At 76.0% G+C, this 25,556-nt stretch carries 24 protein-coding genes and 2 pseudogenes; 18 read left to right on the top strand and 8 right to left on the bottom strand.

Going from position 1 to position 25,556, the window contains the following annotated elements:
* Window positions 1-35 precede the first annotated feature (35 nt).
* Both AB0J00_RS20635 and AB0J00_RS20630 read right to left on the bottom strand, forming a co-directional pair.
* Window positions 36-629, bottom strand: coding sequence for a DUF4262 domain-containing protein (locus AB0J00_RS20635; RefSeq protein WP_357748581.1), 594 nt, complete (start codon window positions 627-629; stop codon window positions 36-38).
* Window positions 630-714: 85 nt separating this feature from the next.
* Window positions 715-1,497, bottom strand: a pseudogene (locus AB0J00_RS20630) (M23 family metallopeptidase); the annotation flags it as partial.
* Between AB0J00_RS20630 and rpsB the strand changes: the two are divergent.
* The 5 genes from rpsB to AB0J00_RS20605 all read left to right on the top strand — a co-directional run bounded on the left by rpsB (window position 1,481) and on the right by AB0J00_RS20605 (window position 6,125).
* Entirely contained in the window at window positions 1,481-2,407 is a 927-nt protein-coding gene (gene rpsB, locus AB0J00_RS20625) for a 30S ribosomal protein S2 (RefSeq protein WP_357748579.1), read from the top strand. The pseudogene AB0J00_RS20630 and the gene rpsB sit on opposite strands and share 17 nt — an antisense overlap.
* Window positions 2,408-2,538: 131 nt before the next feature.
* Window positions 2,539-3,354 (top strand): translation elongation factor Ts, encoded by an 816-nt coding sequence (gene tsf / locus AB0J00_RS20620; protein WP_357748577.1) that lies wholly within the window; start codon window positions 2,539-2,541, stop codon window positions 3,352-3,354.
* Between the two features lie 171 nt (window positions 3,355-3,525).
* A complete protein-coding gene (gene pyrH / locus AB0J00_RS20615) occupies window positions 3,526-4,269 on the top strand; it encodes a UMP kinase (protein WP_357748642.1) in 744 nt (247 codons plus the stop codon).
* An 86-nt stretch (window positions 4,270-4,355) separates the two neighbouring features.
* Window positions 4,356-4,913: a ribosome recycling factor gene (gene frr / locus AB0J00_RS20610; protein WP_357748574.1), complete on the top strand. Its 558-nt coding sequence runs from the start codon at window positions 4,356-4,358 to the stop codon at window positions 4,911-4,913.
* Between the two features lie 21 nt (window positions 4,914-4,934).
* A complete protein-coding gene (locus tag AB0J00_RS20605) occupies window positions 4,935-6,125 on the top strand; it encodes a phosphatidate cytidylyltransferase (protein ID WP_357748572.1) in 1,191 nt (396 codons plus the stop codon).
* On the opposite strand, the gene AB0J00_RS20600 is transcribed toward AB0J00_RS20605, so the two are convergent.
* Window positions 6,097-7,227, bottom strand: a complete 1,131-nt coding sequence (locus AB0J00_RS20600; protein ID WP_357748570.1) for a GNAT family N-acetyltransferase — start codon at window positions 7,225-7,227, stop codon at window positions 6,097-6,099. The genes AB0J00_RS20605 and AB0J00_RS20600 overlap by 29 nt on opposite strands.
* A gap of 60 nt (window positions 7,228-7,287) precedes the next feature.
* Here AB0J00_RS20600 and AB0J00_RS20595 point away from each other — a divergent pair, with 60 nt between their 5' ends.
* From AB0J00_RS20595 to AB0J00_RS20580, 4 genes are all read left to right on the top strand, one after another.
* Entirely contained in the window at window positions 7,288-7,935 is a 648-nt protein-coding gene (locus AB0J00_RS20595) for an RNA methyltransferase (protein ID WP_357748569.1), read from the top strand.
* A 143-nt stretch (window positions 7,936-8,078) separates the two neighbouring features.
* A complete protein-coding gene (locus tag AB0J00_RS20590; RefSeq protein ID WP_357748566.1) occupies window positions 8,079-9,590 on the top strand; it encodes a hypothetical protein in 1,512 nt (503 codons plus the stop codon).
* 73 nt (window positions 9,591-9,663) lie between these two features.
* Complete coding sequence (rlmN, locus tag AB0J00_RS20585; protein WP_357748564.1) at window positions 9,664-10,845, top strand: 23S rRNA (adenine(2503)-C(2))-methyltransferase RlmN; 1,182 nt, start codon at window positions 9,664-9,666, stop codon at window positions 10,843-10,845.
* Window positions 10,842-11,564 (top strand): VIT1/CCC1 transporter family protein, encoded by a 723-nt coding sequence (locus AB0J00_RS20580; protein ID WP_357748561.1) that lies wholly within the window; start codon window positions 10,842-10,844, stop codon window positions 11,562-11,564. Before rlmN ends, AB0J00_RS20580 begins: the two co-directional genes overlap by 4 nt.
* Window positions 11,565-11,568: 4 nt before the next feature.
* On the opposite strand, the gene AB0J00_RS20575 is transcribed toward AB0J00_RS20580, so the two are convergent.
* The 3 genes from AB0J00_RS20575 to AB0J00_RS20565 all read right to left on the bottom strand — a co-directional run bounded on the left by AB0J00_RS20575 (window position 11,569) and on the right by AB0J00_RS20565 (window position 14,138).
* On the bottom strand, window positions 11,569-12,567 hold the full coding sequence (locus AB0J00_RS20575) for an LCP family protein (RefSeq protein ID WP_357748558.1): 999 nt from the start codon (window positions 12,565-12,567) through the stop codon (window positions 11,569-11,571).
* A gap of 2 nt (window positions 12,568-12,569) precedes the next feature.
* The gene (locus AB0J00_RS20570) at window positions 12,570-13,463 is read right to left on the bottom strand and encodes a hypothetical protein (protein WP_357748556.1); all 894 of its coding nucleotides are present in this window, start codon (window positions 13,461-13,463) and stop codon (window positions 12,570-12,572) included.
* A 354-nt stretch (window positions 13,464-13,817) separates the two neighbouring features.
* On the bottom strand, window positions 13,818-14,138 hold the full coding sequence (locus AB0J00_RS20565) for a DUF2631 domain-containing protein (RefSeq protein ID WP_357748552.1): 321 nt from the start codon (window positions 14,136-14,138) through the stop codon (window positions 13,818-13,820).
* A gap of 162 nt (window positions 14,139-14,300) precedes the next feature.
* Between AB0J00_RS20565 and dxr the strand changes: the two genes are divergently transcribed.
* The 5 genes from dxr to AB0J00_RS20540 are packed head-to-tail and all read left to right on the top strand — an operon-like array spanning window position 14,301 to window position 20,898.
* Entirely contained in the window at window positions 14,301-15,515 is a 1,215-nt protein-coding gene (gene dxr, locus AB0J00_RS20560; RefSeq protein WP_357748550.1) for a 1-deoxy-D-xylulose-5-phosphate reductoisomerase, read from the top strand.
* Window position 15,516: 1 nt separating this feature from the next.
* Window positions 15,517-16,818 (top strand): site-2 protease family protein, encoded by a 1,302-nt coding sequence (locus AB0J00_RS20555; protein WP_357748640.1) that lies wholly within the window; start codon window positions 15,517-15,519, stop codon window positions 16,816-16,818.
* A 42-nt stretch (window positions 16,819-16,860) separates the two neighbouring features.
* A complete protein-coding gene (ispG, locus tag AB0J00_RS20550; RefSeq protein WP_357748547.1) occupies window positions 16,861-18,021 on the top strand; it encodes a flavodoxin-dependent (E)-4-hydroxy-3-methylbut-2-enyl-diphosphate synthase in 1,161 nt (386 codons plus the stop codon).
* 17 nt (window positions 18,022-18,038) lie between these two features.
* Window positions 18,039-18,926, top strand: a complete 888-nt coding sequence (locus tag AB0J00_RS20545; RefSeq protein WP_357748544.1) for a GNAT family N-acetyltransferase — start codon at window positions 18,039-18,041, stop codon at window positions 18,924-18,926.
* Window positions 18,927-18,984: 58 nt separating this feature from the next.
* Window positions 18,985-20,898, top strand: coding sequence for a penicillin-binding transpeptidase domain-containing protein (locus AB0J00_RS20540; protein ID WP_357748541.1), 1,914 nt, complete (start codon window positions 18,985-18,987; stop codon window positions 20,896-20,898).
* Between the two features lie 21 nt (window positions 20,899-20,919).
* Here AB0J00_RS20540 and AB0J00_RS20535 read toward each other — a convergent pair whose 3' ends face one another.
* The gene (locus AB0J00_RS20535; protein ID WP_357748539.1) at window positions 20,920-21,381 is read right to left on the bottom strand and encodes a ferritin-like domain-containing protein; all 462 of its coding nucleotides are present in this window, start codon (window positions 21,379-21,381) and stop codon (window positions 20,920-20,922) included.
* Between the two features lie 30 nt (window positions 21,382-21,411).
* Window positions 21,412-21,915: a hypothetical protein gene (locus tag AB0J00_RS20530; protein ID WP_357748537.1), complete on the bottom strand. Its 504-nt coding sequence runs from the start codon at window positions 21,913-21,915 to the stop codon at window positions 21,412-21,414.
* A 250-nt stretch (window positions 21,916-22,165) separates the two neighbouring features.
* Between AB0J00_RS20530 and rimP the strand changes: the two genes are divergently transcribed.
* The 4 genes and pseudogenes from rimP to AB0J00_RS20510 all read left to right on the top strand — a co-directional run.
* Window positions 22,166-22,945, top strand: a complete 780-nt coding sequence (gene rimP / locus AB0J00_RS20525; protein ID WP_357748534.1) for a ribosome maturation factor RimP — start codon at window positions 22,166-22,168, stop codon at window positions 22,943-22,945.
* Window positions 22,942-24,084, top strand: a complete 1,143-nt coding sequence (nusA, locus tag AB0J00_RS20520) for a transcription termination factor NusA (RefSeq protein ID WP_357748531.1) — start codon at window positions 22,942-22,944, stop codon at window positions 24,082-24,084. Before rimP ends, nusA begins: the two co-directional genes overlap by 4 nt.
* A gap of 8 nt (window positions 24,085-24,092) precedes the next feature.
* Complete coding sequence (locus AB0J00_RS20515; protein WP_357748528.1) at window positions 24,093-24,365, top strand: YlxR family protein; 273 nt, start codon at window positions 24,093-24,095, stop codon at window positions 24,363-24,365.
* A gap of 214 nt (window positions 24,366-24,579) precedes the next feature.
* A pseudogene (locus tag AB0J00_RS20510) lies at window positions 24,580-24,723 on the top strand (translation initiation factor IF-2 N-terminal domain-containing protein); the annotation flags it as partial.
* Between the last annotated feature and the right edge of the window lie 833 nt (window positions 24,724-25,556).

Genomic DNA, 25,556 nt, shown 5'->3' with positions numbered 1-25,556 from the left:
CGGCTCAGCCGCCCGCCCGCCCGGGGCCGGTCGGGTCAGGCCCCGGGCCCGTCCGCGGGGGAGGGTGCCTCGTCGTCGCCGGGCAGGGGACCCAGCAGCGGCTGCGCCGTGGGCGGGTTGCGGTGGCCCTCCTGCCAGGGCAGCAGCCCGGTGGAGTCCGGCCACACCAGCTGCAGCGCCTCGACCGGCCGCCCGTAGAACTGCTCGGCGACGGTCAGCCGCTCGGCATCGGTGACGGCGAGGAAGACCACCGGCGAGTCCACGTCGGTGAGCACGGTCGTGGCGGCACCGGGGGTGAACCGGGCGCCGGCCGTGATCGCCCGGCCGGCCAGGTTGAGGTACTTCTCCCCGGCCTCGAACGGCAGCCCGGTCACGATGACCTCCGGGTGGCCGCCCGCGGTCAGCCCGACGGTGTGCGAGTACCGCGCGCCGGCGGCACCGCCCCCGCCGTGCACCACGGCCCAGCCGAACCGGTCGATGACGCCCTGCAGGTCCCGGCGGACCTGGGCCGCCGCGGCGTCGGAGCCGCTGAGGTCGGCCTCGGTCGGGAGACCGGTGGCCCCCGGGACCGCCGGGCTGCCGGGCTGCTCGGCCGGGATCTCCTGCTTGCGCTTGCGTCGGAACCGCACGCCCCGACCGTAGCCGGGACCGGGCCCCGTCCCACGGCAGCAGGCGCACGCGTGGCGGGCGCAGCAGGGTGAGCGGGTCCAGGTACACCTCCCCGCGCCGGACGCCCCAGTGCAGGCACGCCCCGGCCGGGCACCCGCTGTGCCCGGCGACCAGCACGCCCAGCGGGCTGCCGCGCGCCACCGGCTGACCCGCGGCCACCGCCGGCTGCACCGGCTCGTACGTCGTCCGCAGGCCGTCGGGGTGCTGCACGCTCACCACCGGCCGGCCGGCGACCGTCCCGGCGAACGCGACGGTGCCCGCGCCCGCGGCCAGCACCGGCCCGCCGGCGGCCCCGGCCAGGTCGACACCGCGGTGGCCGGCCGCGTACGGACCGCCGGGCACGTCGAAGCCGCGGGTCACCGGCGGGGGGCCGGCCAGCGGCCAGGTCCACAACGCCACGGGCACCGGCACCGGCACCGGCACGGCGGACGCCGCGGCGGCCGGGGGAGCGGCCAGCAGCAGGAGCGAGGCCAGGCAGAGGACGCGGATCAGCACACCGGGGAGCCTCGCCCGCGGCGGCGGCCGAGGACGGTCCGTGACGGGAGCTGTGGACGGGACGACCGGCTGGGGACGCCGGGTGAGGCGCCGCGCACCGACGACGTATGCTGGGCGTGCGGTCTGCCAGCGGCAGGCCGACTTCGCGTGTCCTGATCCCGCCGCCGCTCCCCGCGGCGCGGGGCAGCCGCCTCCTCGGTCCCGTCCCCGGACGGGCGGACGGGGCTGCTGGACACCAGGGCGGTGCACCACCCGGTGCCCGCGACAACCGAGGAGCGCGGCCCACCGGGTCGCGCCTGCACAGAAGGGCTGACACGTGGCCGTCGTCAGCATGAAGAACCTGCTCGACAGCGGGGTCCACTTCGGGCACCAGACCCGTCGCTGGAACCCGAAGATGAAGCGCTTCATCTTCACCGAGCGCAACGGCATCTACATCATCGACATCCAGCAGACCCTGGGCTACATCGACCAGGCCTACGAGTTCGTGAAGCAGACGGTCGCCCACGGCGGCACGATCCTGTTCATCGGCACGAAGCGCCAGGCCCAGGAGGTCATCGCCGAGCAGGCGCAGCGCGTCGGGATGCCCTACGTCAACCAGCGCTGGCTGGGCGGCATGCTCACCAACTTCTCGACCGTCCACAAGCGCCTGCAGCGCCTCAAGGAGATCGAGGACATGGAGCAGACCGGTGTGCTGGTCAGCCTGTCCAAGAAGGAGCAGCTGGTCCTCTCCCGCGAGAAGGCCAAGCTGGACCGCTCCCTCGGCGGCATCCGCGACATGCAGAAGATCCCCAGCGCCGTCTGGATCGTGGACACCAAGAAGGAGCACATCGCCGTCGGCGAGGCTCGCAAGCTGAACATCCCGGTCGTCGCGATCCTCGACACCAACTGCGACCCCGACGAGGTCGACTACAAGATCCCGGGCAACGACGACGCGATCCGCTCGACCGCGCTGCTCACCCGCGTGATCGCCGACGCCGTCGCCGAGGGCCTCATGGCCCGCTCCGCCGCGCAGGCCAACGCCGGGCGCAGCGAGGACGGCGCCCCGGCCGGTGCCGAGGCCGAGCCGCTGGCCGACTGGGAGCGCGAGCTGCTGACCGGCCAGTCCGGCGACGCCGCCGCCACCCCGCTGCCGGAGACCCCGGCCGAGGCCCCGACGGTCACCGCCGACGAGGTCGCCCCGGTCGAGGGCGTGCCCGCCACGGGCAGCACCGAGACCGGCACCCAGGGCGCCCAGAACGGCTGACGCTCCGGCGCCGCTCCTCCCGCTCGCGCGGTGAGGGGCGGCGCCGCCGCGTGCCCGGCCCCGGCCGGGCCCTCCGAACGCCGCGGGGCGGCTTCCGCCCCGCACCACCACCACCACCCAGAGGAAGTGACATGCCCGCCTTCACCGCAGCTGACGTGAAGCGCCTCCGCGACGCCACCGGCGCCGGCATGATGGACGCCAAGAAGGCCCTGACCGAGGCCGACGGCGAGTACGACAAGGCCATCGAGCTCCTCCGCGTCAAGGGCGCCAAGGACGTCGGCAAGCGCCTCGAGCGCTCGACGACCAACGGCATCGTCGTGAGCAAGCACGGCGCGCTGCTCGAGCTCGACTGCGAGACCGACTTCGTCGCGAAGAACGCCGAGTTCGTCGCGCTGGCCGAGCGCCTGCTCGAGATCGCCATCGAGCAGAGCCCGGCCGACGTGTCGGCGCTGCTGGCCGTCGAGGTCGACGGCCAGACCGTCGAGAAGCTGATCGAGGGCGAGTCGGCCCGCATCGGCGAGAAGCTGGTCCTCTCGCGGTTCGCCCTCTTCGAGGGTCCGACCGCGGTGTACCTGCACAAGCGCGCCACCGACCTGCCCCCGGCCATCGGTGTCGCGGTGCAGTACCGCGGTGGCAGCGAGGACGCCGCGCGCTCGCTGGCGATGCACATCGCCGCCGCGCGCCCGCGGTACCTCTCCCGCGAGGAGGTGCCGGCCGAGGCCGTCGACACCGAGCGCCGGGTCGCCGAGCAGACCGCCAAGGAGGAGGGCAAGCCCGAGCAGGCGATCTCCAAGATCGTCGAGGGTCGGGTCAACGCCTACTACAAGGACTTCGTCCTCCTCGAGCAGCCGTCGATCACCGAGCCCAAGCGCACCGTGCAGCAGGTCATCGGCGACGCCGGCCTGGTCGTCGACCGGTTCGCCCGCTTCGAGGTCGGCCAGGCCTGAGCCAGGCCCCCAGCACGCCACCATCGGCCCCGCCCCCTCCCGGGACGGGGCCGATGGTCTGCCCGGGGCCGGCAGCGGGAGACCCGCGGCGGCCCATGGGGCAGGATCGATCCACCGACACGGAACCAGGGGAAGCCAGTGAGTGACACGACGGCCACGACGCCGGAGGGCGTGCTCTTCGAGCCCGCGACCCTCACCTCGAACGACGGGCGGGGCTACCGGCGGGTGCTGCTGAAGCTCTCCGGTGAGGCCTTCGGCGGCGGCGGTGTCGGCGTCGACTCGGCGATCGTCTCCAGCATCGCCCAGGAGCTGGCCGACGTCGTCCACGGCGGCACGCAGGTGGCCGTCGTCGTCGGTGGCGGCAACTTCTTCCGCGGCGCCGAGCTCGCCCAGGCCGGCATGGACCGCCGGCACGCCGACTACATGGGCATGCTGGGCACGGTCATGAACGCGCTGGCCCTGCAGGCCTTCTGCGAGCAGGTCGGCCTGGAGACCCGGGTGCAGACCGCCATCACCATGGGCCAGGTCGCCGAGCCCTACATCCCGCGCAAGGCCGTCCGGCACCTGGAGAAGGGCCGGCTGGTCATCTTCGGCGCGGGTGCGGGCATGCCCTACTTCTCCACCGACACGGTGGCGGCGCAGCGGGCGCTGGAGATCGGCTGCCAGGTGCTGCTCATGGCGAAGAACGGCGTCGACGGCGTCTACGACGACGACCCGCGCACCAACCCGGCGGCCACCATGTACACCGACCTGGACTACGCCACCGTGCTGGCCGACCAGCTCAAGGTCGCCGACGCCACGGCCATCAGCCTCTGCATGGACAACCGCATGCCGATCGTCGTGTTCAACCTGCTGAAGGACGGCAACATCGCGCGCGCCGTCGCAGGTGAGAGGATCGGGACACTGATCAGCTGACCGGCCGGAGCGGCCGGACCCCGGTGCCGGGTGGCACCAGCACTGCAGCGCACGGCGGCACCTGCCGCAGGAGGAGAGGAACCCCCGTGATCGACGACACCCTGCTCGACGCCGAGGAGCGGATGGACAAGGCGCTGTCGGTCGCCCGGGAGGACCTCGGGTCGGTCCGCACCGGCCGGGCGACCCCCTCGATCTTCAACCGGATCACGGTCGACTACTACGGCGCCTACACCCCGGTGCCGCAGATGGCCTCGATCACCGTGCCCGAGGCGCGGATGGCGGTCATCAAGCCCTACGACATGGGCCAGCTGCAGGCCATCGAGCGCGCCATCCGCGACTCCGACCTGGGCGTCAACCCCACCAACGACGGCACGATCATCCGCGTGGTCTTCCCGCAGCTGACCGAGGAGCGCCGCCGCGACCTGGTCAAGCAGGCCCGGTCGAAGGGCGAGGACGCCAAGGTGGCCATCCGCAACATCCGCCGCCGCGCCAAGGAGGAGCTCGACCGCATCGGCAAGGACGGCGAGGCCGGCGAGGACGAGGTCCGCCGCGCGGAGAAGGAGCTCGACGACCTCACCGCGCAGCACGTGGCGAGCATCGACGAGGCGATGAAGAACAAGGAGTCCGAGCTCCTCGAGGTCTGACCCACCACCGGAACCGCGACCATGCCCCGCTTCCTGCACCGGCCCGAACCGCTCGGTTCGGGCCGTCGGGCTGCCCGCGGCCGGGCCGGTCTGGCCGAGCCCGGCGACGACGTGCCGAGCGCGCACGGCGACGGGCCGGACGACGCCCCGGCGACCGGTCAGGTGACCCGGGTGGGCCCCCCGCCCCCGGTGCCGCCGCCCTCGCGGCCGGCGCCCGGCGTGCGCCCGCCGGCGCCCGCGCCGGAGCCGGACGAGGCGGTGCCGCCCACCGGTGAGCTGCCGCTCGCCGCGGCCGGCCTGCCCGTGGTGCCCCCGCTCGACGGGATCGCCGCCGAGCAGCCGCTGGCGCCCACCCCCGACGCGCCGGCCCCGGCGGCCGGGCCGGTCCCGCCGGTCAAGGCCACCGGCCGGGCGGGGCGCGACCTCGGCTCGGCGATCGGCGTCGGCCTGGGGCTCGGTGCGGTCATCCTCGCCGCGCTGCTGGTCTGGCGACCGGCCTTCCTGGTGGTCATCTCGGCCGCGGTGCTGGTCGCCATTTGGGAGCTGACCGGCGCGCTGGGCAAGGGCGGTCACCGCCCGCCGCGGGTGCCGCTGCTGGTCGGCGCGGTGGCGATGGTGGCGCTGGCCTGGACGCGCGGCGGCTCCGGCCTCGTCGTCGGCTTCCTGCTCACCGTCTTCGCGGTCCTGCTGTGGCGGCTCGGCGACGGCCCCGCCCGGTACCTCGACGACGCGGCGACCGCCGTCTTCGTCGCCTTCTACATCCCGCTGCTGGCCGGGTTCGCGGTCCTGCTGCTGGTGCCCGACGACGGCGCCGCCCGGGTGCTCACCTTCATCGCGACGGTGGTCTGCAGCGACGTCGGCGGCTACGCGGCCGGCGTGCTGTTCGGCAGGCACGCGATGGCGCCGACGGTCAGCCCGAAGAAGTCCTGGGAGGGGCTGGGCGGCTCGGTCGCGGCCTGCGTGCTCATCGGCACGCTGGTGGTCACGCTGACGTTCCACGGTCCCTGGTGGGGCGGCGCCCTCTACGGCGTGGCGATCGCGCTGACCGCGACCGCCGGTGACCTCGGGGAGTCGCTGATCAAGCGCGACCTCGGCATCAAGGACATGGGCACGATCCTCCCCGGCCACGGCGGGATCATGGACCGGATGGACTCGCTGCTGCCCTCCGCGGCGATCGCCTACCTCATCCTGTCGGCGGTCGTCCCGGCCTGACGCCGTCCGCCCGGGTGACGTCCCAGGTCCGGCCGACGACGGCGAAGCCCCGGCGGGCGTACCAGCCGCGCGGCCAGTCCTCCTCCGCCGCCTGCAGCACCACCAGGTCGCAGCCGGCCGCACCGGCCAGCTCCAGGCAGCGGGCGAGCACCGCGTCGCCGTGCCCGCGGCCCCGCGCCGCCGGGTCGGTGAGCACGGACTCCACCGCGGCGGTCGCGCCGTCGATCCGCAGCTGACCGGCGGCGACCACCTGCCCGGCCTCGCGGACGGCGACGTCCAGGACCCGGACGACGGCGTCGGACCGGTGCTCCCGGCCCACCAGCTGGCCCACCACCTGGTCGAGGTCCGGGGTGCCGGCGAGCTCCCGGCGCCACGACCGCTGCCACACCGCGTGCACCTCCCGCTCGGCGACCACCTCCGCGGGACCGGCGGCGGCGGGGAACGGCGCCCAGCGGGCCATGACCACGGCGGCGGAGACGTCCCACCCACGCCCTGCCAGGACGTCGGCCACGGGTCCTGCCTCCGGGTGCAGCAGCGCCGCCGCCGGCGCCGGCCAGCCGAGGTCGGCCGCCAGCCGGGGGAGGAGGTCCTCGACCGCGCCGGCCTCGACCGGCGTGGTGAGCAGCGCCCGGTTGTCGTCCCGCGACGCCGCCCAGGCCGGATCGGCCACGGCGAACCCGCCCGGCACGTCGACCACCGTGCCGGCCCGGCGCACCGGCAGCGAGACGGCCAGCGCCCGGTGCCGCGCGGCGGCGTCCCCGGGCGCGGGCAGCTCGGGCGTCCGGTCCGGGCGCCACGGGACGACGCCGACGACCGCGCCGACCGGGAGCTCGCCGTACAGGTGCGGGAACCGCATCGCCGCCGGATCGCCGGGGACGCCGGGCTCCCAGCGCACCGGCGCGGTCAGCCGGGCCGGGTCGACGACCAGCAGGACGACGTCGCGGCGGCCGGCGAAGAGCCGCTCCGCCGGCAGGTGCACCTGGCCGGGCGCGGACAGGTGCACGAAGCCGGCGTCGGCCAGCGACGGCGGTCGCAGCGCTCCGGCGTCCAGCGCCGCGCGCCACTCGCCGGGGGTGCTGAGGTGCACGAGCAGGTCGGCCACGACCCCAGCCAACCGGGTGCGCCGGACCGCCGGGCGGCGGGGTGGCAGCATCGCGGACCGATGAGCGAGCACCAGGGTGAGGCCGGCCCCACCGAGTGGGGCGAGTCGGTCGGGGTCGGGCCGTGGGCCGGTCCCTGGCCGGCGGACCCCCGGTACGACCCGGAGCTGCTCGCTGCCGGCGACCGGCGCAACGTCGCCGACCGGTACCGCTACTGGACGGTCGAGGCCGTCGTCGCCGACCTCGACCGCCGACGGCACCCCTTCCACGTGGCCATCGAGAACTTCGGTCACGACCTCAACATCGGGACCGTGGTGCGGACGGCGAACGCCTTCCTGGCCGCCGAGGTGCACGTGGTCGGTCGGCGGCGCTGGAACCGGCGCGGGGCGATGGTCACCGACCGGTACCAGCACCTGCGCCACCACCCCGACGTCGGTGCGCTGGCCGGCTGGGCGACCGCCGCCGGGGTGCCGCTGGTGGCGGTGGACAACGGGCCCGGCGCCGTGCCGCTGGAGACGACGTCGCTGCCGCGCGCGTGCGTGCTGCTCTTCGGCCAGGAGGGCCCGGGGCTGACCCCGGAGGCCCGGGCGGCGGCGCAGTTGACGGTGTCGATCGCCCAGTTCGGGTCGACCCGGTCGCTCAACGCGGGGGTCGCCGCGGGCATCGCGATGCACGCCTGGGTGCGGGAGCACGCGGCCCCGCCGACGTGACCTGATCGATCGGCCGCGCCTCCCCGATCCGCGGGGTTCGATCCGGCAGCATGGCGTTTCGGCTCCGTTGCGTTGACGGGCGATCACCGTCGGTGGTTGCGAGGCGGAGTCGTCGACCCAGCCGGGAGGAGGCAGGAGCCGTGGTGACCAACCGATCGAGGGGCGACCGCCGTTCCCGCTCCCTGCCCGGCATCCCCACGCCCCGGCCCGTGCCGCCGCTGCACCCACCGGTCGTCGACGGACCGCCCGAGGAGGTCCGCGCCGCCGTGCCGCAGCCGCGGGCCGAGGAGGTCGCCGTCGACGAGTCGGGGCTCGGGGACGCCCTCGAGATCGCCGTCCCGGTGCCGGCGGACTGGCAGGAGGCGCTGCTCCCGCAGTGGCTGGCCGGCGAGGTCGCCCGGTACGAGGCGGACCTGGTCGGCGACGCAGCCGCCGCACCCCGCACCGACCCGGCGCCCCCGCCGGCGGATGCCCCGCTGCCCGCCGTCGTCCCCGCGATCGTCGAGTCCGCTCCCGCGCCGGCCGTCGTCGCCGCGCCGGAACCGGCCTGGCCCGCCCCGGTGGCCGCGCCGGCGCCCGAGCCGGCACCCGGACCGGTCGACGCCCCCGAGCAGTGGCCCACCACGCCCGCCGTCCCGGTCGCGGTCGCAGTCGCAGTCGACGAGCCGCACCCGCCCCTCGACCGGCCGCTGGTCGACCAGCCCTGGCCGCTGGCCACCTCCGCGGTCCTCGCGGCGCCGGCCGCCGCCCCGGGAACGGCCGAGCTCCCGCCGATCTGGACGGACACGCCGCGCACCTCCGCGTCGTCGACCCGGCGCCCGGCGCCCGTGGAGCCGCCGCTCGCCGTCACGGCCCCCGTGCCGCCGCGCCGCCGGGCGCGGGTGCTGGTGCCGCTGGCGCTGCTGGTGGTCGGTGGCATCGCCACGGCCTCGGTCCTGGCCTCCGGAGGCGAGCGGGCCACGCCTGCGGCCGCCGTCCGCGCCGACCAGGAGACGGCCACCGCGGCCCCGACCTCGCCCGCCCGCCGCCCCGCTCCGACCCCGGCCGCGCCCACGGCCCCGTCGTCCGCCGTCGCGACCTCGGCGGCACCGTCGTCGGTGGAGCTGGTCCCCGCGGGTGCCGGGACCGCCGTGCCGGGGACCCGCACCGAGACGGCCGCCGCCCGGCTCGCCCGGGTGCGGGTCCCCAGCACCACCCCGGCGACCGCCCCGGCCGCGCCGTCGGGCGCCACGCCGTCGAGCACGCCGCCGTCGAGCACCACGCCGTCGAGCGCGCCGCCGGCGTCCGCCGTCCCGACCGTGGTGCCGTTCGACCCGTCCGAGGACCTGCTCCGCGCCGCCGACCCCGCGGCCGGCAACTACCCGGACAGCGACGGCCAGCCCCTCCCGACCGGGCAGGCCCCGCCGACCACCGGCACCGACGCGCCCTCCGGCGACGGCGCCGGCGGCGGGGGAGACGCCTGCGCGACCCCGCCCGCCGGCGGCACCGGGCCGGGCAGCGGGGGCGGCGCCCCGGCGGGCGCGACCTCCGCCGAGCCGGCCACCACGCCCGGGGCGACCGCTGCGCCCGGCGGGGACGCGACCCCGTCGTCCACCACGGACACGCCGCCGGCGACGGCCACCCCGACGGGCGGCCCGGCGCCCTGCGCCGGCTGAGCGCCCCCACGGGAGCGAACTCACGTCCCGGCCCGCCCCGGGACCCGGTGCGGGTGGGACGATGGACGGTGCCATGACTGCCCTGCCGCTCGTCTTCGACGCCCCGCGCCGCGCCGCCAAGCCGCCGCGCCACCTCGCCGACCTCACCCGGGAGGAGGCGCGGGCCGCCGTCACCGAGCTCGGCCACCCTGCCTTCCGCGCCGACCAGCTGTCCCGGCACTTCTACGCCGGGGTCACCGACCCGGCGGCGATGACCGACCTGCCGGCCGCGGCCCGGGCCGACCTCGTCGACGCGATGCTCCCGGGCCTGCTCACCCTCGTGCGGCACCAGTCCGCCGACGGCGGCCGCACCCGCAAGTCGCTGTGGCGCCTGCACGACGGCGCACTGGTCGAGAGCGTGCTCATGCGCTACCCCGACCGGGCCACCGTCTGCATCTCCAGCCAGGCCGGCTGCGGCATGGCCTGCCCGTTCTGCGCGACCGGCCAGAGCGGTCTCACCCGCAACCTGTCGGCGGCCGAGATCATCGCCCAGGCCGTCGCCGCTGCCGCGGCGATGGCCAACGGCGAGATCCCCGGCGGCCCCGGCCGGCTGTCCAACGTGGTCTTCATGGGCATGGGCGAGCCGCTGGCCAACTACGCCCGGGTGCGCAAGACCCTCGACGCGCTGCTCACGCCGGCGCCGCACGGTCTCGGGCTGTCCCAGCGGTCGGTCACCGTCTCCACCGTCGGGCTCGCGCCGGCGATCCGCCGGCTCACCGACGAGGGGCTCAACATCACGCTCGCGGTGAGCCTGCACGCGCCGGACGACGAGCTGCGCGACACCCTGGTGCCGATCAACACCCGCTGGAAGGTGGCCGAGGTGCTCGCGGCCGCCGACGACTACGCGAAGCGCACCGGACGCCGCTACTCGATCGAGTACGCGCTCATCCGCGACGTCAACGACCAGCCGTTCCGCGCCGACCTGCTGGGGAAGCTGCTGCGGGACCGGCTCGCGCACGTCAACCTGATCCCGCTGAACCCGACCCCGGGGAGCAAGTGGGACGCCAGCCCGCTGCCGGCCCAGGCCGAGTTCGTCGCCCGGCTGCGGGCCGCCGGGGTGCCCACCACGGTCCGCGACACCCGCGGGTCGGACATCGACGGCGCGTGCGGGCAGCTCGCCGCCGCTGACCAGGTCGACGGCGTGCCGAGCGTCGCCGTCGCCGTCCCGTCGGTGGAGGAGGGCGTACCGCTCGGCGCGGAGTCGGACCAGTCGTGACCGCCGAGGGCCGGCTGGAGGCGCCCGAGGCGCACGAGCACACGCACGCCGACGTCTCCGGCGGCTGGCTGCGGGCCGCGGTCTTCGGCGCGATGGACGGCCTGGTCACCAACACCGCCCTGGTCGCCGGCGTCGGTGGCGGCGGGGCCTCGTCGCACGCGGTCGTCCTGTCCGGCGTGGCCGGCCTCGCCGCAGGCGCCATCTCGATGGCGCTGGGCGAGTACACGTCGGTGAGCACCCAGAACGAGCAGCTCGACCTCGAGGTCGACAAGGAGCGCCGGGAGCTGCGGCTCAACCCCGCGGGGGAGCAGGCGGAGCTCGCCGAGCTGTGGGAGGCCCGCGGGCTGCAGCCCGAGCTGGCCGCGGCGGTCGCCGAGCAGCTGTCCCGCGACCCGGAGCAGGCGCTGCGGGTGCACGCGCTCAACGAGCTGGGTCTCGACCCCGACGACAAGCCCTCACCGATGACGGCGGCCGTCTCGTCGTTCATCTGCTTCGCCGTGGGCGCGGTGATCCCGCTGCTGCCCTACCTGCTCGGTGCGCCGCTGCTGTGGCTGGCGCTGCTGAGCGGCGGTGCCGGGCTGGTGGCGGCCGGGGCGATCTCCGCCCGGTTCACGCCCCGCCCGTGGTGGTCCGCGGGTCTGCGGCAGCTCGTCTTCGGCGCCGTCGCCGCGGGCGCGACCTACCTGATCGGGACGGCGATCGGCGTCGGCACCGGCTGACCCGTCAGCGGTCGCAGGACATCCCGGCCGCGGCGACCGCCTCGCGGGTGGCGTCGGTCGGCAGCCGCATCAGCGTGGAGTTGACCGGCTCGCCGACGGGCAGCACGGGGACGCCGGCCAGGTCGGTGCGCGCCAGGCCGGCCAGGTCGGTCAGGGAGGTGCCCTCGTCGACGGTGACGGCCCCGGCGCCGGCCCAGGCCAGCCGCTGCAGGCGCAGCGGCGAGCGGAGGCTCGCGCGGCCGGCCTGGGCCACCGCGGAGAGCACGGTGCCGGCCTCGTCGGCGCGGCCGTCGGGGTCGACGACGGCGTCCGCCCACTGCCCGTCGACCAGGTGCTGGGGGTGGCGCGAGCGCACCATCGCCAGCGCGGTGGCGCCGTCGACGCGCTGGCGGCCGGCGCGGGGGAGCAGCAGGCTCGCCCCGGGGTCGCGGACGGGTTCGGGGACGTCGACCTCCACGCCGCCGACCGCGTCGACGACGGCGGCGAAACCCGCCAGGTCGACGGTGGCCAGGTGGTCGGTGGGAATGCCGAGCCGGCAGAGCGCGTCGACGGTCGCCTGGGGGCCGTCGAGCCAGGTCAGCGCCAGCCGCCGGGGACGCCCCCCGCCGCCGATGGTCAGGTCACGGGGGACCGAGAAGGCGGTGGTCGCGCCGGACCCGGAGCGGTGCACGACGAGGACGACGTCGGCGCGTTCGCCGGGCACCTGGTCGGTGGTCCCGAACTGGGCGCTGGACGTGCCGGCGGGCAGGTCGGCGCGGGAGTCGAGGCCGACGACGACCCAGGTGGTGCCGGGACCGGGGCGGGGATCGACGGCGATGCGGTCGATCCGCCCGGCGACGAGTGCGGCGTCGGCACCCAGGGCGACGGCGAGGAGGAGCGCCAGGAGCGCGACGGCCGCGCCGACGCGGCCCCGGCGCGTGCGGGGCACCAGCCGGCGCCCCGCACGCGGCGGACGCCGGCCAGGAGTGTCCTGGCCGGCGTCCGTCGTGGTGCTGGTGGTCATGCTCAGGCCTGCGCAGCCCCCGTGCGGCGGCGACGGCCGACGACCAGGGCGCCGGCGCCGGCGGCGAGCAGGACGGTGCCGCCGATGAGCGGCAGCTTGACGTCGGCACCGGTGTAGGCCAGGGCCTTGCCGTCCTTGGTGAGGGTCAGCGGGTCCTCGAAGTAGCTGCCCTTGTCGCCGGTGTAGGCGAGGGTGTGGTTGCCCAGCGGGGTGCCGGCCGGGATGGTGAACTCGGCGGTCACCACGCCGTTGGCGTCAGCGGTGAAGGTGCCCAGCTCGACGGGGGTCGAGTGGAGGACCAGGGTGACCTTCTCGAAGGGCTTGAAGCCCTTGAGGACCTTGACGACCTTCTGGCCCGGGGCTGCGGCGTTGCCGGTGGTCTTGGCGGTCGTGGTGCTGGCGATGCCCGGGGTGTTGGGCTTCGCGCCCGGCTTGAACTCGGCCGGGGCGGTCGAGGTCGGGGCCGGGGTGGTCGGGGCCGGGGCCGGGACCGGCTTGCCGTCCGCGGTCACCGTGATCGTCAGCTTGTTGTAGTCGAAGCCGTCGGTGTACTGGTCGCAGTAGACGACGTAGGTGTAGCTGCCCAGGTCCTCCGGCGCCTGCTCGGTCAGCGTCCAGGTGCCGTCGGCGTTGCTGTCGGCACCGTCGCCCCAGCCCGGCTCGTCGACGTCGGGGACGAAGCCCACGAAGGGCGTCTCGGTGGTGTCGTCGGCCTGGACGCAGCCGGTGCCCGAGAGGGTGAACTCGGCGCCCGGGGCCAGCGTGGTCGACGGGGAGACGGTGTAGCCGGGGGTCTCGGCGGCGAAGGCGGCCGGGGAGAACAGCAGGCCGGCGGTGGCCGTACCGAGGGTGAGCCCGGTCGCGACGGCGACGCGGGAGCGGGACAGACGGCTCATCGTGGGGGTCCTCCGTGAAGTGTGGGGGCGCGGGTGTCCGTCCCGGCCTGTGCACTTCTTATCGGTACAACAGCGTCCTGACTTAAGGACTTCACAGAGAACTTCGCCGTGTCGCCCCAGGAGTGCACACGTGTCACACCCGCCCCAGTGGATGTGGGGGATGGAGCGGTGGAGATCCGTCGCGGATCCCGGAATCTGTCGTCGACTACCCACAAACGCCTGTGCTCACCCGTCCGGGCTGCCGGGCGGACGTTGCCAGGGCGGTCAGCCGGCCGGGACGACGACGGAGGCCGTCTCCCCGGCTGGGGAGACGGCCTCCGTGGACGTGCGAGTGGCGGGGGACCGCCGGGGGACTCAGTTGCGGCGCCAGGCGTTCTTCCGCCGGCGCGCGTCCCAGATGAGCAGCAGCACCATGAGGACGGCGCTGCCGATCAGCCAGATGTCCTCGGTCCTGCCCTGGTGGTTGCCCCAGATCATGGCGACGACGAAGACGATCGGGATGACGATCGCGAGCCGGGCCTTGGCGCCCCACTCGTGGTGCCAGCCCCAGTCCTCGGGCTGCTCGTGCTCGATGGGGGTCTCGCCGGCGCGGACGATGCCCTCCTCGCGGGTGGACTGCTCCACCACCCGGGCGGTCGTCTGGTGGCCCATCCCGCGGCCCTCGTGCTCACTCACGAGCCGGTCCTCCTCGCTGTTCCGCTGCTGGCGCCCGTCCGGCCGTGCCCGCGCCGGTCCGTGCTGCCGGTCATCCTGTCATCCGTGCGGCGGGCATACCCCGCAAGGGCCGCGGGCACGCCGGGCGGGGCCGGCCCGCTGTCGTCGGGGAGGATGACGGGCGTGCAGACGACCAGCCCCGGCGCGGGACCCCGCACCGTCACCGTGCTCGGCTCCACCGGGTCGATCGGCCGCCAGGCGATCGCCGTGGCGCAGCAGAACCCCGACCGGCTGCAGGTGACCGGCCTGGCCGCCGGGGGCGGCGACGTGGCCCTGCTGGCCGAGCAGGCGCTCACCCTCGGTGTGCAGACCGTGGCCGTCGCCCGGGCCACCGCCGCCCAGGACCTGCAGCTGGCCTTCTACGCGGCCGCGCAGCAGCGCGGGTGGGCGCAGGGCCAGTTCGCGCTGCCGGAGATCCTGGCCGGCCCCCGCGCCGCCGAGGAGCTCGCCGCCCGCCCGGCCGACGTCGTCCTCAACGGGATCACCGGCTCCATCGGGCTCGGCCCGACCCTCTCCGCCCTGCGCGCCGGCCGCACCGTGGCGCTGGCCAACAAGGAGTCGCTCGTCGCCGGCGGCGACCTGGTCACCGCGGCCGCCGCCCCCGGGCAGCTGGTGCCGGTCGACTCCGAGCACTCGGCGCTCGCCCAGTGCCTGCGCGGTGGCGCCCGCGGCGAGGTCGCCCGGCTGGTGCTCACCGCCAGCGGGGGCCCGTTCCGCGGCCGCACCGCCGCCGAGCTCGCCGACGTCACGCCGGCACAGGCGCTCGCGCACCCCACGTGGGCGATGGGCCCGGTCGTCACCATCAACTCGGCCACCCTGGTGAACAAGGGCCTGGAGCTGATCGAGGCGCACCTGCTGTTCGGCGTCCCGTACGCCGACATCGACGTGGTCGTGCACCCGCAGTCGATCGTGCACTCGATGGTCACCTTCGCCGACGGCGCGACGATCGCGCAGGCCAGCCCCCCGGACATGCGGCTGCCGATCGCGCTGGCGCTGGCCTGGCCGGACCGGCTCCCGCACGTCCAGCCGGCGCTGGACTGGTCGACCGCCAGCACCTGGGAGTTCCAGCCGCTGGACTCCGCGGTGTTCCCCGCCGTGCGGCTGGCGCGGGAGGCGGGGGAGGCCGGAGGCGTCGCCCCCGCGATGTACAACGCCGCGAACGAGGAGGCGGTCGCGGCGTTCGCGGCGGGACACCTCTCGTTCCCAGGGATCGTCCAGGTCGTCGCGCGTACCCTCGACGCCGCGCCGGACCTCGGCGCACCCACGAGCGTGGACGACGTGCTGGCCGCCGAACGGTGGGCCAGGGAGCACGCCCGCGCCGCCATCGCCGGAGGCTGAACTGACCGGGGTCCTGCTCACCGTCCTGGGGATCGTCGCCTTCGCCGTCGGGCTGATGTTCTCCATCGGCTTCCACGAGTTCGGGCACTTCTTCTGGGCCCGGAAGTTCGGCATGCGGGTGCCGCAGTTCTTCGTCGGCTTCGGGCCGACCGTGTGGTCCCGCCGCCGCGGGGAGACCGAGTTCGGCGTCAAGGCCGTCCCGCTGGGCGGGTTCATCCGGATCGTCGGGATGATCCCGCCGGCGGAGGAGGGCGAGAGCAGGCGCGCGACCCGGATGCGCAGCTTCATCGCCGAGGTCCGCGGCCAGGCGCTCAACGACGTCCTGCCCACCGACGGCAACCGGGTGTTCTACGCCAAGCCGTGGTGGCAGCGGGTCATCGTCATGTTCGCCGGCCCGTTCCACAACCTGGTCCTGGCCGTCCTGCTGTTCCTCGTGCTGCTGGTCGGCATCGGGATCCCGATGACCAGCACCACCATCGACCGGGTGCCCGAGTGCGTGCTCCCGGCGACCTCGGCGTCCACCACCTGCCCGGACGACGCGACGCCGTCCCCCGCCGCGGCCGCGGGGCTGCGCGCCGGTGACCGGATCGTCGCCGTCGAGGGCCGGGCGATCCCGCAGGACCCCAACGACAAGGGCTGGGACACGCTGGTCCGCACCATCCAGGCCAGCGCCGGGCAGTCGCTCGCGCTGACCGTCGAGCGGGACGGCGAGCGCCGCCAGGTCACCGTCCAGCCGATCGAGAACCGGGTGCGCACCAGCGACGGCGACGTCGTGACCGCCGGCTACCTCGGGGTGACCTCGGCGACGGTCTACGCCCGGCAGCCCGTGGGCGCGCTGCCCGGCTACTTCGCCGACATCGTCAGCCAGTCCGTGCAGCGGCTGGCGCAGATCCCCGAGCGGGTGCCCCAGCTGGTCCGCGCCACGTTCCTCGGTGAGGACCGCGACCCCAACGGCCCGATCGGCCTGGTCGGGGTCGGCCGGCTCTCCGGCGAGGCGTTCAGCGAGCAGCGGTTCACCACCACCGAGAAGATCAGCTTCTTCGTGTCGCTGCTGGCCAGCATCAACATGGTGCTGTTCCTGTTCAACCTCGTGCCGATCTACCCGCTGGACGGCGGGCACGTGGCCGGCGCGGTCTACGAGAAGGCCCGCGCCGTCGTCGCGCGGCTGCGCGGCCGGCCGGACCCGGGGCCCTTCGACATCGCCCGGCTGATGCCGGTCGCCTACGTGGTGGCCGGGGTGTTCGTGGTGTTCTCCGGCCTGCTGGTGATCGCCGACCTGATCAACCCGATCACCCTCGACTAGCGCTCCACCCGACCTGCGCCGGTCGGGTGGATACTGGCGGGCATGGCGATCCCTGTCAGCCTCGGCATGCCCGCAGCCCCGCCGCCCGTCCTCGCTCCGCGCCGGAAGACCCGGCAGCTCGACGTGGGGGGCGTCGGCGTCGGCAGCGACTTCCCGGTGAGCGTGCAGTCGATGTGCACCACCAAGACCGCCGACATCAACGCCACCCTGCAGCAGATCGCCGAGCTGACCGCGTCGGGCTGCCAGATCGTCCGGGTGGCCGTCCCGGACACCGACGACGCCGAGGCGCTGCCGATCATCGCGAAGAAGTCGCAGATCCCGGTCATCGCCGACATCCACTTCCAGCCGCGGTACGTGTTCGCCGCGATCGACGCCGGCTGCGCCGCCGTCCGGGTGAACCCCGGCAACATCAAGAAGTTCGACGACAAGGTCGGCGAGATCGCCCGCGCCGCCAAGGACGCCGGCACCCCGATCCGGATCGGCGTCAACGCCGGGTCGCTGGACAAGCGGCTGCTGGCCAAGTACGGCAAGGCCACCCCCGAGGCGCTGGTCGAGTCCGCGCTGTGGGAGGCCTCGCTGTTCGAGGAGCACGACTTCCGCGACATCAAGATCTCGGTCAAGCACAACGACCCGGTGGTCATGGTGCGGGCCTACGAGCTGCTCGCCGAGCAGTGCGACTACCCGCTGCACCTCGGCGTCACCGAGGCCGGCCCGGCGTTCCAGGGCACCATCAAGTCCGCGGTCGCCTTCGGCGCGCTGCTGTCCAAGGGCATCGGCGACACCATCCGCGTCTCCCTGTCGGCACCGCCGGCCGAGGAGGTCAAGGTCGGCAACCAGATCCTGGAGTCGCTGAACCTGCGCCAGCGCGGCCTCGAGATCGTCAGCTGCCCCTCGTGCGGCCGCGCCCAGGTCGACGTCTACAAGCTGGCCGACGAGGTCACCGCCGGGCTCGAGGGCATGGAGGTGCCGCTGCGCGTCGCCGTCATGGGCTGCGTGGTCAACGGCCCCGGCGAGGCCCGCGAGGCCGACCTGGGCGTCGCCTCCGGCAACGGGAAGGGCCAGATCTTCGTCAAGGGCGAGGTCGTCAAGACCGTTCCCGAGTCGCAGATCGTCGAGACGCTCATCGAGGAGGCCATGCGGATCGCCGAGGCGCAGGTCGCCGCCGGTGAGCCGTCGGGCCCGCCCGTCGTCACCGTCAGCTGACGGACCGGACGGCCACCGTGCTGCGCGCCGGGTCGCCGGCCGGGGCGTCGTCCCGTGCGGCGCGGCTCCTCGACGAGGACGACGAGCCCGCCGTCCGGGAGCTGCTGGCCACCGACCCGGTGGCCGCCTGCATGCTCGCCGCCCGCACCGAGGTCGCCGGCACCTCCGCGCGCAGCCTGGGCGCCCCGCTGTGGGGGCTGCCCGCACCCCGCGGCACCGGCCGCGAGCTGGACGCCGTGTGCCTGGCCGGGGCGAACCTGATCCCGTTCGCCCGGCCGGGCGCCGAGGAGCAGGCCGCGGTCGCCTTCGCCGAGCGGGCCCGCCGGGCCGGCCGCCGCTGCTCGACCATCGTCGGGCCGGCGGCCTCGGTGCTGCCGTTGTGGGACCTGCTGGCGCCCTGGTGGGGGCCCGCCCGTGAGGTGCGGGCCCGTCAGCCGCTGCTGGCCATCGAGGGGCCCCCGACGGTGCCGGCGGAGCCCCGGGTGCGGCCGGTGCGCGTCGAGGAGATCGACGTCCTGCTGCCCGCCGCGGTGGCGATGTTCACCGAGGAGGTCGGGGTCAGCCCGCTGCGGGCCGACGGCGGGGCCGGCTACCGGGCCCGGGTGGCCGAGCTCGTCCACGCCGGTCAGGCGCTGGCCTGGATCGAGGACGGCGAGGTGCTGTTCAAGGCCGACGTCGGGGCGGTCTCCTCCGGCGCCTGCCAGCTGCAGGGGGTGTGGGTGTCGCCGCGCCACCGGGGCCGGGGCATCGGCCAGCGGGGCACCGCCGCGGTCGTCGAGCACGCCCGCACCACCGTCTCCCCGGTGGTCAGCCTGTACGTGAACGACTACAACTCCGCCGCCCGGGCCGCCTACGCCCGCGTCGGCTTCTCCCAGGTGGGCACCTACACGTCGATCTTGTTCTAGGACGGCACGCCCACCCGGCTGCCAGGGTTCTGCCCGGCGGGTCTGCGAGGGTGGAGGTGTGCGCAACCGACACCGGACCGTCCGTGGGCTGCTGCCGGCGGCCGGCGCCGTCCTGCTCCTCGTGCCGGTGCTCGCCGGCTGCTCCGGGAACGCCTCCGACGAGGTGCACGACGCCGCCCGGGCCTTCCTGACCGACTGGTCGAAGGGGAAGGCCGCCGCTGCGGCCGGGGACACCACCGACCCCGCCGTCGCGAAGGCGCTGCTGGAGCAGACCGCCGAGGACCTCCCCGACGCCACGCTGACCGCCGACCTCGGGAAGGTGACCGTCGACGACGACCGGGCCACCGCGTCGTGGAAGGCGACCTGGGACCTCGCCGCGGCGCCCGACTGGAGCTACTCGGCCGAGCTGCAGCTGCGCAGGGCCGGCGACGCCTGGCAGGTGGTCGCCGAGCCGACGATCGTCCACCCGGAGCTGGGGGAGGGGCAGCACCTGCAGCTCACCCGCACCCTGCCCGACCGCGCGGCGATCACCGACGCGACCGGCGCGCCGGTCTTCGCCCCCACCGAGGTCGTCAACGTCGGCGTCGACCCGTCGAAGGTCACCGACCTGCCCGCGCTCGCCGCCGGCCTCGCCGCGGCCACCGGGGTCTCCGCCGAGGAGATCACCGCCGACGTGCAGCAGGCGAAGCCGGGCCAGTTCGTCCCGGTGATCACCCTGCGCCAGCCCGACTACCAGCGGATCAAGGCCCAGGTCCACGACCTCCCCGGCGCGGTGTTCCCGACCTCCACCCGGCTGCTCGCACCGAGCCCGCGGTTCGCGTCCGCGCTGCTCGGCCGGGTCGGTGACGCGACCGCCGACGTGCTCGACGACGCGAAGGGCGAGGACGGCAAGCCGCTGTACGCCGCCGGCGACACCCTCGGGCTGTCCGGCCTGCAGAAGGCCTACCAGGCGCAGCTGACCGGCACACCGGGGTTCAGCGTGACCGTGCTGAGCACCGACGAGGGCACCAGCGACACCGGGCAGCAGATCGCCTCCGTCGCCCCGGTGCCGGGCACCCCCGTGCAGACCCCGCTGGTGCCGGCGGTCCAGAACGCCGCCGACGCGGCCGTCGCCACCCAGCCGCTGGCCACCCACCTGGTGGTCGTGCGGCCCGGCACCGGCGAGGTGCTGGCGGTGAGCTCGAACGAGGCGGCGACCCCGGCCAACGCGCTGTCCGGGCAGTTCCCGCCCGGCTCGAGCATGAAGACGATGACCGCCACCGCCCTCCTGGCGGCGGGCACGGTCACCCCCGGCACCCCGGTGCCCTGCCCGGGCACCACGACCGTCGACGGCCGGGAGTTCGAGAACGAGGACCAGTTCGACCTGGGCACCGTCCCGCTCACCGAGGCCTTCGCGCAGTCCTGCAACACCACGTTCATCCAGCAGGGCCTGACCCTGCCCGACGACGCGCTGGCGAAGGCCGCGGCGTCCTACGGCGTGGGCAGCGACTGGAAGCTGCCGGTCGGCATCTCCAGCGGCAAGGTGCCCGCCGACGCGACCGGCACCACCAAGGCCGCCGACCAGATCGGCCAGGGCAAGGTCGTCATGAGCCCCGCGCAGATGGCGCTGGTCGCCGCCGGCATCGCCAGCGGCAGGCCCGCGGCCCCCGTCGAGGTCGTGGGTGCCGACCCGGCCGGGCCGGCCCCCACCGGCCCGGACGCCGCGGTGCTGGACGCGCTGCGCCCGATGATGCGGCAGGTGGTGCTCACCGGCACCGCCCGGGCGCTCGGCGACCAGGGCGAGGTGTTCGGCAAGACCGGCACCGCGGAGTTCGGGGACAAGACCCCGCCGGACTCGCACGGCTGGTTCGTCGGCTACCAGCTGGGCGGTCCGCAGGGCGACATCGCGTTCGCGGTGCTGGTCGAGGCCGGCCAGTCGAGCACCGCGGCGGTCAACGTCACCGACGCCTTCCTCAGCGGCCTGCGCGGCTGACGGGCCGCGGGCCGGGCTGCGTCAGGAGGGCAGCCCCGGCAGGGCGGTGGTCACCGGGCTGACGCCGGCCCGGGCCCGCCAGCCGACCGCGCGCACCTCCGCGTCGCCGAGCGCGGTGACCGCCTCCTCGCGGGTGCTGCGCTCGGTGGCCCGGTCGAGCACCCAGGCCCAGGCCCGGGAGGTGCCCTCCTCGAGGGTCACCGCCAGCCGGGCGGCGTCCACCGCCGACAGCACCGGGAACGGCAGGGCGTAGCCGCCCTCCGCCGGCACCGGGTCGGCACCGCGGCCGCTGAGCAGCCGGGTCAGCCGGTCGCGGACGTCGCGGTGGGCCTCCTCCGCCGCGGTCACCTGCGCGCGGTCGGCGGCGGGCAGCGCCGCGCCGACCGTGCCGTAGCCCCAGACCGCGGCGTGCTCGGCGGCCAGCGCGTCCTGCAGCGCGGTCACCTCCGGTCCGCCGTCCTCGGTGCTGCCGTCGTCAGCCACGGCCGTCGTCCTCCCGCTCGTGCCGGCGGGTCACGCCAGCTGCCCGTCCTGGCCGCGCAGACCCGCGGCGATGCTGCCCAGCAGCGCCGCCCGCGCGCCGGTGAAGTCCGGGCAGGCGGTGGCGTGCGCCTGGGCGGCCGCGGCCACCTGGGCCCGCAGCCAGCCCCGGGCACCCGCGGCGTCCGCCGGCGGGGCACCGTCCGGGGCCGCAGACCCGGACGCACCGGCGCCCGGCGCCGCCCGGCGCAGCCGGGTGAGCTGCTCGCGGGCCTGGTCGGCCAGCGGGGCCGCCGCGGCGGCCAGCTCGGGCGAGGCGGTGAACGCCTGCTCGTAGGCGGCCACCAGCGAGGCCTGGACGGCGACCTGGCGGGCGAGCTGGTCGGACTGCGCCGGGGTGACCGCGTCGGCCCGGTCCTCGTCGCCGCCGGTGCAGGCGGTCGCCACCAGCGCCGTGCCGGCCAGCGCCGCGGCCAGCAGGCTGCGCCGGGTGAAGGGCCGGGTGAAGGGCCGGGAGAAGGGGGCGGAACTGGACATCGCCCCCATCCTCGCAGCCCGCGCCGGTCCGGCAGCCCGACGCTCCGGTCCGGCCGGGACGCTGTGAGCGGTGGGGCGGGAGTGCCGCCGGGGCCGGTCGGCCGGTCGCGGGGCGAGCGGTAGCCTGACGGTTCCCGCCCAGCCCGCCGGCGGCCCGTCGGGCCTGCCGCGGTCTGCCGCCCCGTCCTGCGACCGACCGGTCGCGGACCGGGCAGGGGTGGGACGACAACAGCAGACGAGGAGGCGACCGGTGCCCACGCGAGGGGTCCACGACGACGCGCTGACCGGCCGGCTGACCGCCTCGGTCGAGCCGCTGGTCGCCGCCGCCGGCTACGACCTGGAGGAGCTCGTCGTCCGCCAGGCCGGGCAGCGCGCCGTCGTCCGGGTGGTGATCGACCGGGACGAGGGCGTGAGCCTCGACGACGTCGCCGACCTCAGCCGCCGGCTGTCCGAGGTGCTCGACGCCGTCGACGGCGCGTTCGGCAGCTCGCCCTACGTGCTCGAGGTCACCAGCCCCGGCGTCGACCGCCCGCTCAGCCAGCCGCGGCACTGGCGGCGCAACGTCGGCCGGCTGGTCAGCGTCGCGGCCGGCCCGGAGGGGAAGCGGGAGCAGCTGACCGGCCGGGTGCTGCGCGTCGGCGACGACGGCGTGGTGCTGGCCGTGGAGAAGGGCGGCGCCAAGAAGGGCCAGGTGCGCAAGGCCGTCGGAGAGCGCACGCTGGGCTGGGCGGAGCTGGGCGAGGCCCGCGTGCAGGTCGAGTTCGCCCGGCCCGCCGGGCACCGCGACGCGGCGCTGGTGGACCTCGGCGGCGACGAGGCCGACGACGGGGCCGACGACGGGGCCGACGACGAGACCGACGACGAGACCGACGACGACAGCGACGAGACCGACGACGACGGACTGCTCGACGAGCAGGACGAGCAGGAGACGGCGGCGACCCCGCCGGCCGACGCGGGCAGCACGGCCGGGCGACCGGCCGGGCCCCGCGCGCCGCGGCGGCCGCGCCAGGGACGAGGAGGAACCCGGTGATCATCGACGTGACCGCGCTCAAGGCGGTCGAGCGGGAGAAGGGCATCCCCGCCGACACGGTGCTGGAGGCGATCGAGACCGCCCTGGTCACCGCCTACCGGCACGCCGACGGGGCGGCCAAGCACGTCCGCGTGCACATCGACCGCAAGAGCGGCGAGGTCGCGGTGCTGGCCCAGGAGCTGGGCGAGGACGGCGCGGTCGTGCGGGAGTGGGACGACACCCCGACCGACTTCGGCCGGATCGCGGCCAGCACCGCCAAGCAGGTGATCGTGCAGCGGCTGCGGGACGCCGAGCACGAGCAGACCTTCGGCGAGTACGCGGGCAAGGAGGGCGACATCGTCAGCGGCGTCGTCCAGGCCGACGCGCGGCGCAACGCCCAGGGCGCGGTGCTCGTCGACATCGGCAAGGTCGAGGCCGTCCTGCCGCCGTCCGAGCAGGTGCCGGGGGAGAGCTACCCGCACGGCTCGCGGCTGAAGGCCTACGTGGTCTCGGTGGCCCGCACGTTCCGCGGCCCCCAGGTCACCCTGTCGCGCACCCACCCGAACCTGGTGCGCAAGCTGTTCGCGCTGGAGGCCCCGGAGGTCGCCGACGGCAGCGTCGAGATCGTCTCGGTGGCCCGCGAGGCCGGCCACCGCACGAAGATCGCGGTGCGCACCAAGGTGTCCGGGCTCAACGCCAAGGGTGCCTGCATCGGGCCGATGGGCCAGCGGGTGCGCAACGTCATGGGCGAGCTGCACGGCGAGAAGATCGACATCGTCGACCACTCGGACGACGACGCCACGTTCGTCGCCTCGGCCCTGTCGCCGGCCCGGGTGACCAGCGCCCGGGTGGTCGACCCGGCGGCGCGCGCGGTCCGCGTCGTCGTCCCCGACTACCAGCTGTCGCTGGCCATCGGCAAGGAGGGGCAGAACGCCCGCCTCGCCGCCCGGCTCACCGGCTGCCGGATCGACATCCGCAGCGACGCCCAGGCCGACGACCCGGACGCCCCCGCCTCCCCGGGCGTGGGCCGCGCGCCGCTGCGGACCGCCGCCCCGGCGGGTGCCGCCGGCCAGACCGGTCGTCCCCCGCTGCGCGGCGGGCAGGGCGGTCAGCGGCCGCCGGTCCGACGCGCGGAACAACGCGGGCCGGCGGCGCGCTAGACTCGTCGATGGCCGAAACGTCGATCCCGGTCCGCACCTGTGTGGGGTGCCGGCGGCGCGCTCCGGTCACCGAACTGCTTCGCGTCGTGGTCCGGGACGGCGGGGTCACCCCCGACCCCCGGCGGCGGCTCCCCGGACGAGGTGCCTCGTTGCACCCCACCGAGGAGTGCCTGCGCGCAGCAGTCCGGCGCCGGGCCTTCCCGCGGGCACTGCGCAGCAGCGCACCGCTGGAGACCGGTCCGCTCGAGGACCACCTCCGGGGCACGGCCGACCAGGCCTGACCCGGGGCGGACCCCGGGTGGGACAGCACCACAGGGCCCGACGAGAACACAGCCCGACGAGAGCGCAGCACCACAGTCGGTCCGGCACCCGGCCGGACCGCCCTCGAGAGCAGGACGTCCTCGGATGAGCCACCCGTGAAGTCGTCACGATGACCATGCACCACTGACCCAGAGGTCGCGCGGACCCGCCGCCGGCCTCAGCAAGAGGAGACCCGTGCCAGGCAAGGCCCGCGTACACGAGCTCGCAAAAGAGCTCGGTGTCGACAGCAAGACGGTGCTCGCGAAGCTCAAGGAGCAGGGCGAGTTCGTGAAGTCCGCCTCGTCCACCGTGGAGGCCCCCGTGGCCCGACGGCTGCGTGAGGCGTTCGACGGTGGCTCCAGCGCCCCGTCCCGTGGCGACGGCTCGGCCGCCCGCCCGACCCCCCGACCCGGCCCGCGTCCGGCGCCCTCGGCGCCTGCCGCGCAGGCCCCGGCTGCTCCGGCGGCCCCGACCCCGGCGCCCCAGGTCCCGGCTGCCCAGGCCCCCGCGGCTCCGGCTGCCCAGGCCCCCGCGGCTCCGGCCGCCCAGGCCCCGGCTGCCCAGGCCCCGGCGCGTCCCGGTGCCCCGGGTCCCCGCCCGGGCCCGCGTCCGGCTGCCCAGGCCCCCGCGGCTCCGGCGGCCCAGGCCCCGGCGGCCCAGGCCCCGGCGGCTCCGGCTGCCCAGGCCCCGGCCGGTCCGGGCGCTCCGTCCGGTCCCCGGCCCGGTCCGCGTCCGGTCGGCGGCGGTGCACCCACCTCCGGCGCCCAGCGTCCGGCCGCTCCCGGCGGTCCCCGCCCGGGCCCGCGTCCGGCGCCCCGTCCGGGCAACAACCCCTTCAGCAGCACCCCGCGTCCGGCGGCTCCCGGCCAGGGCGGTCCCCGTCCCGGCCCGGCGGCCGGTGGCCCGCGTCCGGGTCCCGGCGGTCCCCGCCCGGCGCCCGGTCAGGGTGGTCCGCGTCCCGGCCCCGGCGGTCCCCGCCCGGCGCCCGGCCAGGGCGGTCCGCGTCCCGCGGCCGGTCCCGGCGGGCCCCGGCCCGCGGCCGGCCCCGGCGGTCCGCGCCCCAACCCGGGCATGATGCCGCAGCGTCCGAGCCCCGGCATGATGCCGCCCCGGCCCGCCGGTGGCGGTCGTCCCGGTGGCCCCGGTGGCGCCGGCGGTCGTGGCCGTCCGGG

Source organism: Modestobacter sp. NPDC049651, assembly GCF_040659695.1.
Taxonomy (GTDB): domain Bacteria; phylum Actinomycetota; class Actinomycetes; order Mycobacteriales; family Geodermatophilaceae; genus Modestobacter.
This window is presented reverse-complemented; position numbering and strand designations above follow the sequence as displayed.